The organism is Mesorhizobium sp. M0659, from assembly GCF_040320605.1.
Lineage (GTDB): Bacteria > Pseudomonadota > Alphaproteobacteria > Rhizobiales > Rhizobiaceae > Mesorhizobium.
Map to the genome: position 1 here is coordinate 163,015 of NZ_JAMYPY010000005.1, position 16,215 is coordinate 179,229.

Below are 16,215 nucleotides of genomic sequence, written 5' to 3' on the forward strand. Positions count from 1 at the left end.
CGAGGGGCATACGTCAACTCGCCTGTCTCGTCAGCCAGCTTTGGAGCAACACAGCTGCTTCGGTACGGTTTCTAACCCCAAGCTCACGCAGCACGGCCGCGGCATGGATTTTCGTTGTCGCCTCGGCAATGTCCAGATTGCGGGCAATCTCCTTATTCGAGTACCCCTCTGCCATCAGCTTGAGGACGTCCTTCTGTCTAGATGTCAGCCTAGCGACGTCGCCCGAGCCCTCGTGCCGGCGGCTGGCATTTTGTACCGGAGGTGGGGGGGCATGCGATCTCTGGTCGGCAGACGTTCGAGATAGGAGAGATGGCACATAGATCCGGCCAGCGAGGATTTCGTTTACAGCCAGCACGACTTCTTCGTCGCTCTGCGATTTGACGATATACCCGTGAAGTCCGATCGAAAGCGCGGTCAGTATCTCCGAGCGGGAATCATCCCCGGAAACGATCGCAAAGCGAGTGTCAGGATAGGCAGCCATAAAGTCGCTGAGCACTTCCTGATGGAACAGCCCAGGCATGTTCAGATCGAGGATCGCAAGATCGATGGACGCCTGCTCCTCTAGAAGATTGACCGCGGCATCGAAACACGAAGCTTCGAATATTTCGGCGCTTGGAATTCCAGCCATGAGTGCCAGCCGGAGACCACGCCGATATAAGCCGTGATCGTCGGCAATGACGATCCGAGCCATGCAACTACCCCAACGCGTTACTCGGTTCCCGACGAGAAAACCCGCTGGAACCTCCCATTCGCCTATGATCGACAATCCGTGGTGGTCCTAAAATGGCGGCCATCCACTGGTCAACGCATCACAGTGATGTCCGCAGCGTCCCATCCACGCACATCCAGAACGTCTAATATAATACTAAATTGCGAAGCTCATCCATAGATTTTTAACCCGGGCGTGCGGTGCCTGTCCGCAAAACGATGCCGGTTCCCCATTTGTGGGTCCAAAGCCAGCTGTTCAGGACCATTTCTGTTATGTCGCCACCCGCTGTCGCTGGACCTGTAGGCCGGCCCGGCCCGGGCGGATCGCAGCTTTTTTGAAAGCAACTGCTTTCGTTTTATCGCCGTCATGATCAGTGCCCAATCGCGCTTCTATCGGCTGTTGATCTCGTGGCCATCTAATACCTTGAACGTTTTGAATCCCTACCATTCGAATGCACGACGACAGCCGCCCCGGCTGTCACATACCTTTTCACATATGATGTTCGGATTGCCGCCGAGGTTTGGCCGGATTTGAGGGTATGCCCTGGCCGGACAATGGAACACCGATCCCGAACAAAGCCAACTGCAGATCAGGAGGATCGAATGAAAGCGGTGATTCAATGTGGTGGGATGGGTACGCGCCTTCGACCGTTTACATCGGTCCTGCCGAAACCATTAATGCCGATAGGGGCCCGGCCTGTTCTTGAGTTGCTTTTGAAGTGGCTGCGGCGCAACGGCATTGAAGACGTGTATATTACGACAGGGTATCTAGGGCATTTGATCCGTAGCGTCTGCGGCGACGGATCGCAATGGAACTTGAAGATCAAATATACCCAGGAAATGGAGCCACTCGGCACCGTCGGACCTCTCTCTCTGATTAGGGATGAACTGAACGAAACATTTGTCGTTCTGAACGGCGATGTCCTCACAGATCTAAGCCTGAGCCGGTTTGTAACCGCGCACCGCTTGCATAGGGATCCCGTTACGATTGCCACGGCGTGCCGTCATATCAAGATGGACTTCGGGGTCATCGACGAGATCGACAATACCGTCCAGCTCTTCCGGGAAAAGCCGACGCTTTCCCATCTCGTCAGCATGGGGATTTACTGCATGAACCCAGATGTCCTGCGGTTCATTCCGTCCGGGATCCCATTTGGGTTCGATGACCTGATGCTGCAGATGATGCAGGGCGGCACGACCGTGCATGTTTACAAGCATGACGGTCTTTGGCTCGACATCGGTCGTGTCGATGACTTCCAGAATGCACAGGCAATTGCCTGGGAAGATCAGTCGTCCTCAATCGAGGTCGCGGCTGCCGCCGCAGCCGCATGAAAGTCTGATGCAGAGGTCTAGCCACTAACAAGGCTTTCAGGAGGTCAAGATGCTCTTGGTGAGCGCCCCGATCCTAGGCGTGCCAGAGAAGGCAGCCCTGTCGCAGGTGATTGATAGCGGCTGGCTTACGATGGGGGACAGGGTACGAGAGTTCGAACAGGCCTTTGCCAGCATGCATGGCGCGCGAGATTGCGTTGCGGTTGGTTCCTGCACCGCAGCGCTCCATCTTCTCCTCCATGCTTTGGGCATCGGCCCTGGCGACGAAGTACTGGTTCCTTCGCTGACGTTCGTGGCGACGGCGAATGCGGTGCTGTATGTAGGGGCGACGCCGGTCTTCGTCGATATCGAGTCCGTCGACGTGCCGTTGATCTCGGTTGCGGAAGCCGAAGCGCGGTGCACGACGCGCACGAAAGCGGTCATTCTCGTTCACTTCGCCGGGTATCTCCCCGATCGGGAACAATGGCAGCGGTTCGCCCGGCTTCGCGGGCTGCATATCATCGAGGACGCTGCGCACGCGCCCGGGCTTAGGGAAGTCGGGACCTTCGGCGCCGCGGCCGCGTTCAGCTTCTATGGCAACAAGAACATGACAACGGCCGAAGGGGGCGCCGTGATTGCACGTGACCCCGATCTGCTCGACAGGGTTCGCCTGGCCCGCGGGCACGGAATGACAACGGGGACGCATCAGCGGCTGAACAGTCGTACGCCGCAATATGATGTCACGATGCTCGGGTTCAACTACCGAATGGACGAGATGCGAGCGGCAATAGGGCTGGTTCAGTTGCAGAACCTGCAAGAGTGGAACGAAATCAGGCGTATCATAGCTGTCTTGTACCGACGCCTGATCGCGGACCGTTGCCCAGCCATTGTCATTCCATTTAGCGAACCCCGGACGTCGGCTTACCACATCATGCCGATCGTCCTGCCGCGCTACGCGAGCCGGCAGGATGTCATCGACGAGCTGCGGACACAGGGCATACAGACCACCATCCACTACCCGCCGGTGCACCAAATGACGTTCTACCGCGAGCGCTTTCCCGGCGTGAGTTTGCCCCGAACAGAGGATTTCGCTGAGCGAGAGCTCACAATTCCGCTGCACCCCCAGATCACTTCCGCCGCCGCCGAATCAGTCGTGGCTGCCCTGGCAGCCGCGCTCAAAACAGGCGCGCTCAAAGCAGGCGCCCAAAGAGGAACTGCTGCATGAATGCGTTAGACCCTGCCTTTCACCGGATGTTCGTTCCAAATCCTGATCACGGCTTTGCGAGACGCGCAATCGATCTTGCGGTGGCGGGCATCGCTACCGTCGCATTGGCGCCATTGATGCTGCTGATCGCCGGAGCGCTTCTGCTCGAGGGCGGTGGCTCGATCTTGTTCGCTCAGACCCGCATCGGGGCCGGCGGCCGAACCTTCCGCATGTACAAATTTCGCAAATTCGGTGTGAACTGCGGCTCTCAAGGCCTTGCGCTGACGGTCGTGGGCGATACACGCATGACCACCGTTGGCCGCTTTCTCGCAGCGACGAAGCTGGACGAACTACCGCAGCTGTGGAATGTCCTCAAAGGCGAAATGGCGATCGTCGGCCCACGGCCCGAGAGCCTGGCTTTCGCCGATTGTTTCCGGGGCGAGCTTAGGGCCGTGCTGCAATACAAGCCGGGCCTGCTGGGACCAGCCCAGGTCGTTTTTCGGCACGAAGCGCATTACTTCCCCCAATCCGTAGATCCGATCGTGTTCTACCGGGAGGTCATGTTCCCCGCCAAGGCAACACTGGACCTCTCATATTATCCGCGACGCACCATCGTCTCCGACCTCGCGTGGATGGTGCGGGGAGTGCTGGCAGTGGTCGGTTGGGTTCCGGTACCGCCGATCGACGTTTGAATATCCAAGGGAAGCGTTCCAAACAGCCAAGGGAATGCGCAGTGATGAGCTACAATGGAAAGAAAGTCCTGGTGACCGGCGCGGACGGATTCATCGGTTCGCATGTCACGGAGGCGCTTGTTCGCAACGGGGCAGATGTCACAGCCCTTGCCCTTTACAATTCCTTCGACAGCCATGGATGGCTAGACGATCTGCCGGACACCATCCGCAGCCAGTTGAGGCTCGTCCGTGGTGACGTCCGCGACAGTGCGTTCCTTAACCGGATCATGCGCGGCCAAGTCGCGGTTTTTCATCTGGCGGCGCTTATTGCGATTCCATATTCCTACGCCGCTGCCCAGTCCTATGTGGAAACCAACATCCTAGGCACGGTGAACGTCCTCGAAGCGGCGCGCCTATGGGAGACGGAGCGGGTGATCCATACCTCCACGAGCGAGGTCTACGGAACTGCCCAAACCATGCCGATCGGCGAAACACACCCCCTGCAGGGACAGTCACCATATTCGGCATCCAAAATCGGCGCCGACATGATGGCGGAGTCTTACGCCAGGTCGTTCGATGTCCCTGTGGTCATCATGCGACCCTTCAACACGTATGGCCCGCGCCAGAGTGAACGCGCCATCGTGCCGACCATTATCCGGCAGGTCCTCGACCCGAAATGTCCTGCAATCATGGTAGGGGATACCAGCCCGATCCGCGACCTGACTTATGTCGAAGACACCGCGACAGCGTTCCTGACCGCAGGTCTCGCCCAGCTCGAGTTCGGCCACGCCTACAACGCTGGCAGCCAACGCGCTGCGACCGTCTCGGACGTATTGGCCATTGTTCTTGAGTTGACCGATTGCAAAAAGCCGGTCCGTCGTGATGAAAGCCGCCTGAGGCCGCAAAATTCCGAAGTTCGCGCCTTGCTCGCCGACTCCTCGCGCTTTGAACGTGAGACTGGATGGCGGACACAGACCAGCCTGCGCGATGGGCTGGAGCGAACAATCACGTGGTGGCGCGAGCGCCTTAGTGAAGGCCGGGTACGGCGCGAAGTGGGTTACATGACATGACCCTGGGCGGCCGTCATGCGTTGGCGCTGTTGCTGGCTGCCGGTGCCATATCTCCCAACATCTACGTTGCCGGCGGCCGTCAAAGCAAGGCAGCGGAGGTGGCGGCCACAGCGGTCGTGAACAACCTGCCGGGCTATGTGCGCCAAACAAGGGATCCTTGGTCTGGGATGGTTTTCGCACGGATCACCAGACCGGGCGTTCTCGGCCGGGCGGGTGTATGCGGGAAGAAGTACTGCACCCACCGTTACTCAAGCGCACAGGCTTGGAATGCCGACCAGAGCCTGCTCCTGATCGCCAATGGCTGCGGTGGCCTGTGCTTTCTCGACGGACAAACCTACTTGCCTTTGTTCCACCGCAACCGCGCGACCGAATGCGAATGGCATCCCACTGATCCCGAGTTGATGATCTGCGTCGGGGGCCGGCAGATTGCGACATGGGCCCCACGTACCGATCATGAGGACGTCGTGTTCGCCTCCGGAGCGTACTCCAACCTCAAATTTGGACCCAACAAAGGCAATCCGAGCCGCGACGGCAGCCGGATTGCGGTGCGTGCAACGAACAATGACGGCCGAGCGGTGGTTTTTGGCTACGATCTCAAGCAACGGCGGAAATTCCCGGATATCGATCTTGCCGAATTCCCGGGAACGACCGGCTCCTGCTCGATCTCACCACTCGGAATCAACATAGTGTGTTCCCAGCAATTACCGGACGGAATCGAAGCGAGTTTCGTCTTCTCCATCGACGGCATATTGCGCCAGAAGTGGATGGAGCACCATCGACCGGGCCATGGCGACATGACGGTCGATTCCGACGGAAGCGAAATCTATGTCGGGATCAGCAAATCGGATCCTGACAAATATCAGGTGATCAAGCGCCGCTTGGCTGATGGCAAGGCTACCTCGCTGATGAAATATGGCGAGGCCATGCATGCGTCACTCAGGTCGCTCGGCAGGCCCGGCTGGGTGTTTCTGAGTTATGGCGGCACGCCAGCCGAACTATCGCAGCACCCGGATTGGGCGCCTTACGCTCAGCAAGTCATTGCTCTGCGTCTAGACGGCAGTGGAGAGGTCCGCCGTGTCGCAGACACGCACAACGCGCCCTTCGACTACTGGAGCGAGACGCATGCCTCTCCGTCTCCAGACGGCACCCAGGTGGTCTGGTCCAGCAACTGGGGCGTGCCCGGTGGCCCGGTATACGATTTCGTTACTCGTGTTGAATGGCCTTTGAAGCCGGTGTTCGACCGGAAGGAGATTGTCGCAAATGATCTTCAGTAGACGATACGTTCTTGGCGCAGTCGTGATGATGTCGCTAACCTCGATGGCTTGCGCAGGCGAGGTCGAGCCCTATCAACTCTCACCTGGCGATACGGTCGAGATAGGAATAGCGCCTATCCCTGATCGGACGCAGCGCGCCATAGTCCAGATGGATGGCAATATCGCCCTTCCGGAGGCGGGGATGATCATGGTCGCAGGCCTGACGGCGTCTCAATTGCAAAGGCGAATGCAAGAGCTCTTGCCAAGCAAGATTTTTCACGTGCGTCTGACTGACGGGCGGGAGCAGACAGTTACTGTCGAGCCCGACGATGTCACAGCAATCATAGCGGACTATCGCCCGATCTATGTAACGGGCGATGTGCTCACCCCAGGACAACAGGCCTACCGTCCGCTCATGACTGTACGGCAGGCGCTGGCGGTTTCCGGCGGCTTCAGTTTTTTGCGATCACGGGCGGGCCAGGCCGGGCCTGATCCGGTCGATCTCAAGCGCGATTACGAAATGCTCTGGGGAGATTACACGAAAGAATACCTTCACGCTGCCCGCATTCGCGCCGAGCTTCAGGGCCAGGCGGATTTCGACAAGAAGACACCACAGGGATCACCTCTTTCGCCGAGCGTTGTAGCCGCGATGGCTCAGGCTGAAGCAGAGGCGCTAAAGGTTGCGCTGAGTGATTTCCGGCAAGAGCAGGATTTTCTGGAGAAGGGCCGGACGGACGCTGCCGAGCAAATTGGCGTTTTGCAGAAACGCGAACGAGTCGAGGGCGAGAGCGTGAAGGCGGATGAGCAAGATTTGGCGCGAGTGACGAAGGCATTCGATGCAGGCAATCTGACCAACACCCGGCTCGCGGATGTCAGGCGCGCGTTGCTTCTGTCTTCAAGCGGCGCGCTCCAAACCTCGGTCGAGCTGATGAGGGCGCGACGCCAGCAGGAGGACTTTGTCAGACAGCACGAACGCAACGACAATCAAAGAAGGATTGGCTTGCTGACGGATCTGAAGGACACCAACGCTCGGCTAGCGGATGTCACCGCCAGGCTCCATGCCGCCAGCGAGAAGCTGCAGCCGACCGGAGCATCCACACAGCCATTGCCGATTGCCGGCGAAACGGTACGGGCCCAGGTGACCATCGTGCGCAAGATCGGCAATGAATGGCGCAAGCTGTTGGTTGACGAAGATGCGATTGTGCTGCCGGGGGATACTCTCGAAGCCAGATTCAGCAGTGAACTGCAAAGTGTGGCAGTCCAATAGGGCGTCAGCGCAGTCCGTGCGGAGCTTACTGTTCTATCGGGGGGGCGAACCCAACTGAACGGAGATCCAAGGTGAGGCGCATTTTCAACCAGGGAGCGACCCTGACACCCTCAACGAACGCGGATCAGATGACGCAGTCTGCAAGTTATGCTTCCCATATGCCGTCAGCGCGAATTGTGCGGTCCAGGTCGCGCGCCGGTGAGTCCGGAAATTGGCAGGAATTTACGTCCAGCAAGGAGAGCAATGCGCAGGGCGGCTGGGTGTCGGACGGCTATAGGACCAGCCATTGCGCGCCCGGCTACGGCCTACATTACAACAAAACGCACAGTTCCGGCTATTATGGCGCGCTTTGGGAGAACATCGAAAAGCCCCTGATCCTCGACGTTCTTCGCCCCTTGAGCGGAGCGAGCCGAAACTGCCTCGATTTCGCATGCGGAACAGGTCGCATCGCCGAGGTAGCCGCCGGCCTCTTCAGCGAGGTGGTTGGCGCCGACGTTTCCAGAACTATGCTCGACAGCGCTCAAGTACCGCCCAATGTGAGTTTGCGTCACGTCGACCTGACAAGGGAGAATTTGGGTATGACGTTCGATGTGGTAACCGCATTTCGTTTTTTCCTGAACGCAGAGGATGAACTGAAATGGCATGCACTGAAAGCGATCAATGAGCACCTGAAAGATGGCGGGCGGCTTGTGTGCAACGTTCACATGAATGCGACGTCGCCCGTCGGCCTGGCGTGCCGGCTGCTCAATCGAGTGTCTGGACGCACAATTCGCCACACGCTGAGCGCGGCGAGGTTCAAGGCCCTCCTGACTGCCTCGGGATTCACCGTCGAGCAGACGATACCGTACGGTTACCTGCCTCGGCCGGGAAACCTGTTGCCAGGGTTCTGTGAAATGATGATGCAGCCTGTCGAGAAGGCCTGCAGAAGGCTTTGCGTTCCTGGCCAGCTGGCGCAACACTTCCTGGTTGTTGCGAGGAAGCGCTAAAGCGCGAAAATGTCCCGAAAAAAGGGCATGGGGTGGTTTTCTTGGGCCGCTCCGCCCGGCATGAAGCCCCGCCCAAATACCATGGAACGGCAGTTTTCCCCCGATTTGACATGTGGGTTCCGGGTTTCTGAGGGCAGCGCCACGATTTTGCTACATTTTGACTAAAGTCCAAGCATGTTAGTGGGGCGTAATATTAGAAGGCTAAGGGGATACGCTCCTGAACAGCAAGAGATTGTCGGTGCCCAGTGGGGCCAGTGAGCTTGCGCAACGATCTCTCACGGGAGGTCGAAGCCTATGAACCCTGGTGGAAGGAGTTCGTCGGATCTGCGAGGCGCAATGCTTGGGACCGTGCCTGGCCTGGTAGGCGTCGGCATCTTCTCGGCAGTCATAAACCTTCTCGCCCTGACCGGCTCGGTCTATATGCTGCAAATTTACGATCGCGTTTTACCTTCGCAGAGCGTTCCGACGCTTGTCGGGTTCACCATCGGAATGCTGGGTCTTTACGCTGTCTACGGGCTGCTGGATTTCGTGCGGCTGCGCCTGCTGGTTCGAGTGGGCAATCGTGTCCATAGGAATTTGAAGCAGAGGGTGTTCGGCCTCTCGCTGTCCTTGCCGCTCATCGGCGGGCAGGATGCGAACCGGATACAGCCCCTCCGTGATCTCGATCAGTTACGCGGCTTCCTTTCCGGAATGGGGCCGACTGTTATATTCGACGCTCCGTGGATTCCATTTTACCTGCTGATCATCTATTTCCTGCATCCTGCGCTCGGTCTGTTGTCCACAAGCGGTGCGATCATTGTCGTGCTGCTCACGGTCATGGCGGAAGTTCTTGGCCGCACATCGGTGACACGCGCGTCCGAGACGCTGGTGTCGCAACGCAATCTCGCCGAATCCGGACGCCGCAACGCGGAAGTCGTACGCGCGATGGGCCTTTCCGCACGGCTTGCCCACCGCTGGGGCGAGATCAATAACGCATATCTGCGGCACCAAGAGAGGCTTTCCGACGTCGTCGGCGCCACCGGGGCACTCTCTAGGGCACTGCGTTTGGCCTTGCAGTCCTGCGTTCTTGGACTGGGTGCCTACCTGGTGATAGGAGGCGAAGCCTCGCCAGGTGTGATCATCGCATCCTCCATCTTGCTGGGTCGCTCATTGGCTCCTGTTGACGCCGCTATCGCGAACTGGCGAGGCTTCGCCGCGTTCCGGCAAAGCTATTCGCAACTGGCAACGGCGCTGGCCGCTTTTCCTGACCGGGACGAACATATGGAACTTCCGCGCCCCCAAGCGGAGCTTGCGGTCGAGGACCTGACCATAGCGCCACCGGGCCAGCAAAAACCGACGGTAGCCAATGTCAACTTCCGCCTGGCTGCAGGGACGGGAATGGCCGTTGTCGGCCCGAGCGGCTCTGGCAAAAGCACGCTTGTGCGCGCGCTGGTGGGCGTCTGGCAGCCACTTCGCGGCACGGTGAGGCTGGACGACGCCTCGCTTGACCAATGGGACCAAGAACGTCTTGGCGCACATATTGGCTACCTGCCCCAGGACGTCGAACTGTTTGATGGAACGGTTGCCGATAACATTTCGCGATTTGGCGGGAAGGGCGACGCCAAGGGCGTGCTGGCAGCTGCCAAGGCAGCGGGCGTCGACAAAATGATAATGCGATTGCCGAACGGTTTTCAAACACGCATGGGCGAGGGAGGAACAGCCTTGTCGGCTGGACAGCGGCAACTCGTAGGGCTTGCAAGGGCACTTTACGGCGATCCGTTTCTTGTCGTTCTGGACGAGCCGAATTCAAATCTGGACGTCGATGGCGATACCGCCTTGGCCGGCGCGATCCTGGCAGTGCGCAGACGTGGAGGCATCGTCATCGTAGTTGCGCACCGTCCTTCTGCCCTTACCAACATCGACAGGGTACTCGTAATGTCCAATGGGATGCTTCACGCCTTCGGCTCACGCGAGGAGGTCCTGGCCAACGTCATCCGCCCCTTTGCTGCGCCGGTTGAACGCCCGGCAGCGGCCGTCGCGATGCACAAAGGGGTGAGCGGTCACGCATGAGGAATATTTTTTTGTCTGAGGCGACGATGGCTCCATCGGCCCCGATCGGCAATGGGAGCCGGCGCAACGCGATTTCGGGCACGCGCGATGGAATCGGGGCCAACCTGATCCTGGGTGCGGCGGTCACGGTTATGTTGCTTGCCGGCGGCGGGCTCTGGCTCGGTCTGACCAAGATTGCTGGCGCGGTAATTGCGCCGGCGACCGTGGTGGTCGAGAGCAACATAAAGAAGGTGCAGCATCTGACGGGCGGCACGATAGGTGGCATCTTCGCGCAAGACGGGGATCATGTACGGGCCGGCGATGTGATGGCACGGTTGGACGACACACTGACACGAGCCAATCTGCAGATAATTAGCAAGGATCTTGATCGGGCAACGGTTCGGCTTGTGCGGCTGGAGGCAGAGCGGCAAGGCCTGTCGGAGATGCAGCTTCCGTTCAGCCTTCAAGCGCGAATGGGCGAGCCGGAGCTGGCTGCGCTGGTGAACGGCGAGCGCACGCTGTTCGACAGCCGCGCTACGGCCCTCAACGGGCAGAAGGCACAATTGCAAAGCCGCTCAAAGCAACTCGAACGCCAAGTTGAGGGCCTCAAGGCGCAACGGACCGCGGAAGAACAATCCGTGGTCCTGCTGGATGGCGATCTTGTCGATGTACAGGCGCTTTTTACAAAGAAACTGGTGTCCAAAGAGCGACTTAGCAACATCAGACTGGATGCCACCCGGGCGCACGGAGAATCAGGGCGCCTCGCGGCGGCAGTTGCCGAGGCGCAGGCCCGGATCAGCGAGACCGAATTGCAGATTCTTCAGCTCGATGAACAAAGGCGTAGTGACGTAACGAGCGAACTTCGTGAAACGGAAGCCAAGCAAACCGAACTCAGCGAGCGCAAGGTTGTGGCACAGGACGAACTGGCCAAAACCACCATCCGCGCGCCGCAATCGGGAACCGTACAGGAATCTTCCATTCACACGATCGGCGGCGTGATTGCCGCGGGCGAGGTTCTCATGATGATTGTCCCTGACACCGGCAACCTTGTCGTCGACGCGCTGATTGCGCCGTCGCGCATAGATGACGTTCGTCCAGGTCAGCGGGTCTCGATCCGGTTTCCGGCTTTCGACGCCGGCACTACGCCTGCCTGCCAAGGGTCTGTCAAGCGCATCTCGGCGGACCTGATAAAAGATCAACAGCGCCAGCTTTCTTATTTCTCGGCGCGCATCAATGTCGAAGACAAGTCCACCTGTCTGACCGATGCCAAAGTGCTCAAACCCGGTATGCCAGCGGAGGTTCACATAAGTACGGACGAACACAGCGTCTGGTCTTATCTGCTGAAGCCGCTTACCGACCAGATGTCGAGGGCTTTCCGGGAATGACATGGCGGCTGTGAGCGGTCGACCGCGGGAACACGGCAGGCGTGCTTGCTGACATATTGGGGTAGGCAACGTGATGCCGACAGGGGTGACGCCTGCGGCCGACGCGCGAGGCTCGTCTGGGACATTGTCCCGGCTACAAGGATGCCCCAACAGGATTTTCCTGGCCGCCTCACCAAGTCCTGCCCGACAACAGCGTTAGTGTCCTGTCATCTTTTGCGCAACAAACAGCGCATACCGTTCCACGATCATCGACATGGGCAATTGCCTCACGAGGAGAGGTTCTTTGCTCCTACGACGCGGCGAGGGCCCTGCGGCGGCCACGGCGTGCGGCATGCACCGTTCGGTCTGCAGTCACCGCTACATTTGCCACGTCAGATGTATGCGGCAAGGCGTTCGCGCTTCCATGCGACCTCTTGTAGGGCAGCAATTCCCTGACCCGAGCATTGACTGACGCAATTTCGACCCGCAAGTCCTCGCATTCCTGCCGTCTGACATCCAATTCAATCTGATCGGACGCCTGCTGCATGGACAGCTGTGCAAAATCTGCGGCGATCTTGGAAAGGTTCACCTTGTTGGTTTCGGCCTCCTCGGTGAGTGCGGCCAACCTTTCGTCGGTCACCTGTTTTTCGGCCAGGGCGTCGCTCCATTGTAGCTGGAGCCTGGCGATCTCGGCCGCGGCCTCGTTGTTTGCGTTTGAGGCGAGTTCGAAGCGCGATTGGAGACTTTGAATTTCTGAGCGCAATCCTCGGTTCTCAGCCTGGCAGCGTTTAAGCTCGCCATCCATGTCCGCCTGCATAATCCTGGCTGCTTCGGTCACCTCCCATAGCTTCGCCTGCGCAACCTCGAGTGAGGTGTGCAATTTGATTGCCTCTTTTTCGCTCTTGCCGAGCGCACTCAGCATTTCGGAATTTCGCGCAGCTTCGTTGGCATGGATCGTGGAGAAGGCATCCAGCCTATGCCGTGCCTCTTCCTCCCGCTTCATGGCCTTTTCCAGGTCAATAGACAGGCTCACATTCTTTTCACGCAGCTGTTTGTTCTCTCGGGAGCGCCTGTCGGCCTCGACATTTGCGGCGGCAAGCATGTTCGTGAGGTCGCCAAATTCCGCTTCGTTCTTTGTGGTGGTGTTCGCCGCTTCGACCAGCTCCAGCCTTGCCGCGGCCAACGCGCCACGGAGCACTTCACACTCCTGAACAAGGCTTGCCTGGCGCTGCTGCAATGTCTCGACGGTGCCTTGACGCTCACAGTACCGTCTGTTCAGGTCATTGAGTGTTTCCGACAAGTTCCTTTGATCTGCGATCAGATTTTGATTCGCCAACTCCAGTTCGTTGGCACGGAGAATGTCCGCGTGAAGGATGTGAAAAAACTCGGACGTCAGTTGACATGTGCTTGTAATTTCGGAGATTTTTGCGTTGATCTCCTCGAAATGGAGCTTGGCATCGTGGAACAAGCCGTTAAACGAGCTCACGGCAGCAATTCGGCTCTGCGTATGTGAGGTCATCCGATGCGCTGGTATCGGCGAGCTATCATCGTCGTCGCCGGCACCGTCCTCGCTTGGTACGCTGTCATCCTGTTCGTTGTTTTCGCCTGCCATGTTTGGCACGTCGGCGACATCCTCCAAATCGAGGCACTGGTCGACAGCGTTAGCCAAGTCAGCTTCGAGATCGTCGAACGACCTCTCCACATTGTCCTCGGCGCGTCTGATCAAATCCCTGAACTTCATGACTTCATCCCCTGCAGCCGCATGCCCGGACCATTGAGGCACGAGGACTGAGATGCTTTTGTATCGAGAGCTCAACTCAGCGTCTTCGTTCAATCAAACGATGCCAGGGCGCCGGCGCCGCGAGGAGCCGAGAGCTGCGATCGGAAGGCCCTACATCGGTCTAGGTGCCTGCTGACTTATTCTTGAGGACTGCGCGGCTCCCCTTCTTGCCATCGTCTTGGCGTCAATGGTGTGTTGCCTGGGCACATTAACAACTCAGGTGCAGAAGCCCCGACGAACGGCCCGGCACAGCCTCTTGTGGGGCGCATCAGGCGGCCGGGCCTAACCGGCGGTTGAGTGTTTTGGTTTGCCGGCTGACTCACCATGCGACATTGGCGAGGCAAGCGCATCATTCGAACGAATTGGGGACCGGCCGCCTGGCCGCTCAATCGCACTAAGCTTCCGTTGCCGGAGCTGGCGACGAGGTGCTTTGCCTTGAGCCTTGGTATCTACATACGAAGCGGCAATACGCGCCGATGGAGCAGTGGTCCGACCCGTCAAACTATCGCTGCAAAATGCGCGGCGGAAGGCATCCGAGGATATTCTCCGTTCAGCGGTAGGAGATCGAACGCGGGCGATCTTGCTGAACTCCCCAAACAATCCCGGCGGATATGTGTTCGGCAAGGAGGATCTGGAAACCATTGCCACATTTGCCGAGCGGCACAATCTATGGATCATCAGCGATGAGGTTTACCGCAGCACAGTGTTCGACGGCGAGTTCCTCTCAATAGCATTCAGTCCCGGAATGAGAGAGCGGACGATAATTGTGAACAGCCTGTCGAAGTCTCATGCAATGACCGGCTGGAGGCTAGGGTGGACGCTTGGGCCGGTCTCGGCATCAGTTCATCTGGAAAATCTTGCGCAATGCATGCTCTTCGGATCGCCGACCGTATTCAGGATGCCGCAGCGGTGACTCTCGATGAGGCGGTGACGCAGAGATGCGTTTCTTTTCGGACGCCCTTCTGCCGTTGATGTTGACCAATGCTGTGCGGATGTTCGCCGGGGATATGCGTGAACCTTATCGTCCGCTGCGGCGCTCAATTTGCTTGGGGTTCTTGGAACCGTTCCGAACTTTCTCCTTGCGCCTCCGATCGAGTTGCGCGTGCTCATGCGGGGCGCTGAGGTGTCTCGATCCGCAGTGGCGCGGCCATTATGCGACGATCAGCTTAGTTGAAATTTGTCCCCAGCGGACGGGAACGACGCTTGGCCATGTTAGTTGATGTGAATGGAGCAGCTAAGAAAAGATCTGGCATTGCTTACGCGACCCGGCTTCTGGATAGCTTTCGGCATTTTGTTGCTGCTTTACGGGATTCAGGTCTTTTTTCTAATTCGGGCATGCCAATGCCTTTAGCCTGGAACATCGATACCCCTAGCTGGAACGCGGTCTGTCCATCTCCCGGCGGCTGCGCCGATAGCGTTGATCAACGATATATTCATTTATAAGCCTGCTATTCCCGGGGATGCCGAGGTTGGCAGCGCCTGCATCGTTGACTACGCACGTGGCGCTCCCCTCAAGGTAGGTGGTTACCATTCTCGCGCAGCCGGTGAGCATTGGAGCCCGCACTGTGTTGGACGTGCGCTCATGCGTCGGGAAATTTCTTATAGACAGGGGAGGGTCTGTCAGGCTGGAAAATCACAAGCTGCCCCGCGAATGAGGAAGCAAAAAAGGTGCAAGACCAGATCGATTTCTTCCAGGCAACTCGGTCCTCGCATCATCGCCGATCAGCGGCCGTACCGTCGAGAACCAAAATGCGCACGATCTCAGCCGGTCGGCTTCGACCAAAACATGCGGACTACCGGACGGGGACAGTCGGTGCCGCGTCCCGCCTGTGGCCGGCGCTATGCTGACGCTCCTACGATATCCCGTTCACCGCCCGCGGCAGGAGGGCGAATTTCCTCCGTCCTGCGCGGGACAACCGTCCACTGTTGCGGCCGCACGCAGGACTGCGGCTTATACGCCGTTCTTCCTTTGAGCGGCGTCCAGTTCGCAGGGCTAAATCACCATTGGTATGCAGACGAGCCTCTCGGCGTCTGGACAGAGATCAATTGCGCTTTGCACCAGGGTTCCTGGATCGTAAGCTCCAAACACGCTGCAGTCGCCTGATATGGTCCACTACGTTGGCCGGCTCATACGGCTTCGCAAGGTGCGGGCCTTCCTGACAAAGGTCGCCCGCCGCGATCGCAGTTCGTTCTACTGCGGCAGAAAGCACTATTTTGACCTCGGGCTTGTTCTCGCGAACCCACTTCGACAGTTGGAACCCGTTCATGTTGCCCGGCAGGTCAACGTCACACAAGACGGTGTCCACACCGAACTCCGCATAGTTCAACGCTTGTTGCGCCTCACGTGCGAAATGGGCCTCAATCACCCTGTAGCCACAGTGGCGGAGATAGTCCGCGATGACGCATCGGGCGATGACGTCGCCGTCAACCACGAGGATCGTTTGGCTCTGTTGGTTCGGGGCTTCCATTGACGGAGAACGGTCAGCAACCGGCAGGGTTCCACGCATCATGACCTGCGCGGGATGCCGACCGAAGATCGCGGCGAGATCCTGCACGAAATGATCCCTGCCGGCGGG

The 16,215-nt window shown here is 58.6% G+C and carries 13 protein-coding genes; 10 read left to right on the top strand and 3 right to left on the bottom strand.

Annotated elements, in window-relative coordinates:
- Window positions 1–13: 13 nt before the first annotated feature.
- Window positions 14–691, bottom strand: coding sequence for a LuxR C-terminal-related transcriptional regulator (locus NKI31_RS10545; protein WP_023681040.1), 678 nt, complete (start codon window positions 689–691; stop codon window positions 14–16).
- 620 nt (window positions 692–1,311) lie between these two features.
- On the opposite strand from NKI31_RS10545, the gene NKI31_RS10550 reads away from it, so the two are divergent.
- The 9 genes from NKI31_RS10550 (at window position 1,312) to NKI31_RS10590 (ending at window position 11,880) form a co-directional block, all read left to right on the top strand.
- A complete protein-coding gene (locus NKI31_RS10550; protein ID WP_352536730.1) occupies window positions 1,312–2,040 on the top strand; it encodes a nucleotidyltransferase family protein in 729 nt (242 codons plus the stop codon).
- A 49-nt stretch (window positions 2,041–2,089) separates the two neighbouring features.
- Window positions 2,090–3,241: a DegT/DnrJ/EryC1/StrS family aminotransferase gene (locus tag NKI31_RS10555; RefSeq protein WP_023706592.1), complete on the top strand. Its 1,152-nt coding sequence runs from the start codon at window positions 2,090–2,092 to the stop codon at window positions 3,239–3,241.
- A 26-nt stretch (window positions 3,242–3,267) separates the two neighbouring features.
- On the top strand, window positions 3,268–3,912 hold the full coding sequence (locus tag NKI31_RS10560; protein WP_023670905.1) for a sugar transferase: 645 nt from the start codon (window positions 3,268–3,270) through the stop codon (window positions 3,910–3,912).
- A gap of 44 nt (window positions 3,913–3,956) precedes the next feature.
- Window positions 3,957–4,961 (top strand): SDR family NAD(P)-dependent oxidoreductase, encoded by a 1,005-nt coding sequence (locus NKI31_RS10565; RefSeq protein WP_023748029.1) that lies wholly within the window; start codon window positions 3,957–3,959, stop codon window positions 4,959–4,961.
- Window positions 4,958–6,235, top strand: coding sequence for a hypothetical protein (locus NKI31_RS10570; protein WP_352513646.1), 1,278 nt, complete (start codon window positions 4,958–4,960; stop codon window positions 6,233–6,235). The genes NKI31_RS10565 and NKI31_RS10570 overlap by 4 nt, the downstream gene beginning before the upstream one ends.
- On the top strand, window positions 6,222–7,481 hold the full coding sequence (locus NKI31_RS10575; protein ID WP_023681046.1) for a polysaccharide biosynthesis/export family protein: 1,260 nt from the start codon (window positions 6,222–6,224) through the stop codon (window positions 7,479–7,481). The genes NKI31_RS10570 and NKI31_RS10575 overlap by 14 nt, the downstream gene beginning before the upstream one ends.
- Window positions 7,482–7,552: 71 nt before the next feature.
- Window positions 7,553–8,467, top strand: coding sequence for a class I SAM-dependent methyltransferase (locus NKI31_RS10580; protein WP_352651461.1), 915 nt, complete (start codon window positions 7,553–7,555; stop codon window positions 8,465–8,467).
- A 336-nt stretch (window positions 8,468–8,803) separates the two neighbouring features.
- A complete protein-coding gene (locus NKI31_RS10585; protein WP_352651462.1) occupies window positions 8,804–10,516 on the top strand; it encodes a type I secretion system permease/ATPase in 1,713 nt (570 codons plus the stop codon).
- A gap of 26 nt (window positions 10,517–10,542) precedes the next feature.
- On the top strand, window positions 10,543–11,880 hold the full coding sequence (locus tag NKI31_RS10590; RefSeq protein ID WP_352651532.1) for an HlyD family type I secretion periplasmic adaptor subunit: 1,338 nt from the start codon (window positions 10,543–10,545) through the stop codon (window positions 11,878–11,880).
- 289 nt (window positions 11,881–12,169) lie between these two features.
- Here the strand turns inward: NKI31_RS10590 and NKI31_RS10595 are convergent, their stop codons facing one another.
- Window positions 12,170–13,600: a coiled-coil domain-containing protein gene (locus tag NKI31_RS10595; protein WP_352651463.1), complete on the bottom strand. Its 1,431-nt coding sequence runs from the start codon at window positions 13,598–13,600 to the stop codon at window positions 12,170–12,172.
- A 481-nt stretch (window positions 13,601–14,081) separates the two neighbouring features.
- Here NKI31_RS10595 and NKI31_RS10600 point away from each other — a divergent pair, with 481 nt between their 5' ends.
- Window positions 14,082–14,552, top strand: coding sequence for a pyridoxal phosphate-dependent aminotransferase (locus NKI31_RS10600; RefSeq protein ID WP_081726094.1), 471 nt, complete (start codon window positions 14,082–14,084; stop codon window positions 14,550–14,552).
- 1,129 nt (window positions 14,553–15,681) lie between these two features.
- On the opposite strand, the gene NKI31_RS10605 is transcribed toward NKI31_RS10600, so the two are convergent.
- Window positions 15,682–16,194: a response regulator gene (locus tag NKI31_RS10605; protein ID WP_023753040.1), complete on the bottom strand. Its 513-nt coding sequence runs from the start codon at window positions 16,192–16,194 to the stop codon at window positions 15,682–15,684.
- Between the last annotated feature and the right edge of the window lie 21 nt (window positions 16,195–16,215).

Coding starts and splice junctions, on each gene's coding strand:
- NKI31_RS10545 (WP_023681040.1), bottom strand. CDS start 691: ATGGCTCGGATCGTCATTGCCGACGATCACGGCTTATATCGGCGTGGT.
- NKI31_RS10550 (WP_352536730.1), top strand. CDS start 1,312: ATGAAAGCGGTGATTCAATGTGGTGGGATGGGTACGCGCCTTCGACCG.
- NKI31_RS10555 (WP_023706592.1), top strand. CDS start 2,090: ATGCTCTTGGTGAGCGCCCCGATCCTAGGCGTGCCAGAGAAGGCAGCC.
- NKI31_RS10560 (WP_023670905.1), top strand. CDS start 3,268: ATGTTCGTTCCAAATCCTGATCACGGCTTTGCGAGACGCGCAATCGAT.
- NKI31_RS10565 (WP_023748029.1), top strand. CDS start 3,957: ATGAGCTACAATGGAAAGAAAGTCCTGGTGACCGGCGCGGACGGATTC.
- NKI31_RS10570 (WP_352513646.1), top strand. CDS start 4,958: ATGACCCTGGGCGGCCGTCATGCGTTGGCGCTGTTGCTGGCTGCCGGT.
- NKI31_RS10575 (WP_023681046.1), top strand. CDS start 6,222: ATGATCTTCAGTAGACGATACGTTCTTGGCGCAGTCGTGATGATGTCG.
- NKI31_RS10585 (WP_352651462.1), top strand. CDS start 8,804: ATGCTTGGGACCGTGCCTGGCCTGGTAGGCGTCGGCATCTTCTCGGCA.
- NKI31_RS10590 (WP_352651532.1), top strand. CDS start 10,543: ATGGCTCCATCGGCCCCGATCGGCAATGGGAGCCGGCGCAACGCGATT.
- NKI31_RS10595 (WP_352651463.1), bottom strand. CDS start 13,600: ATGAAGTTCAGGGATTTGATCAGACGCGCCGAGGACAATGTGGAGAGG.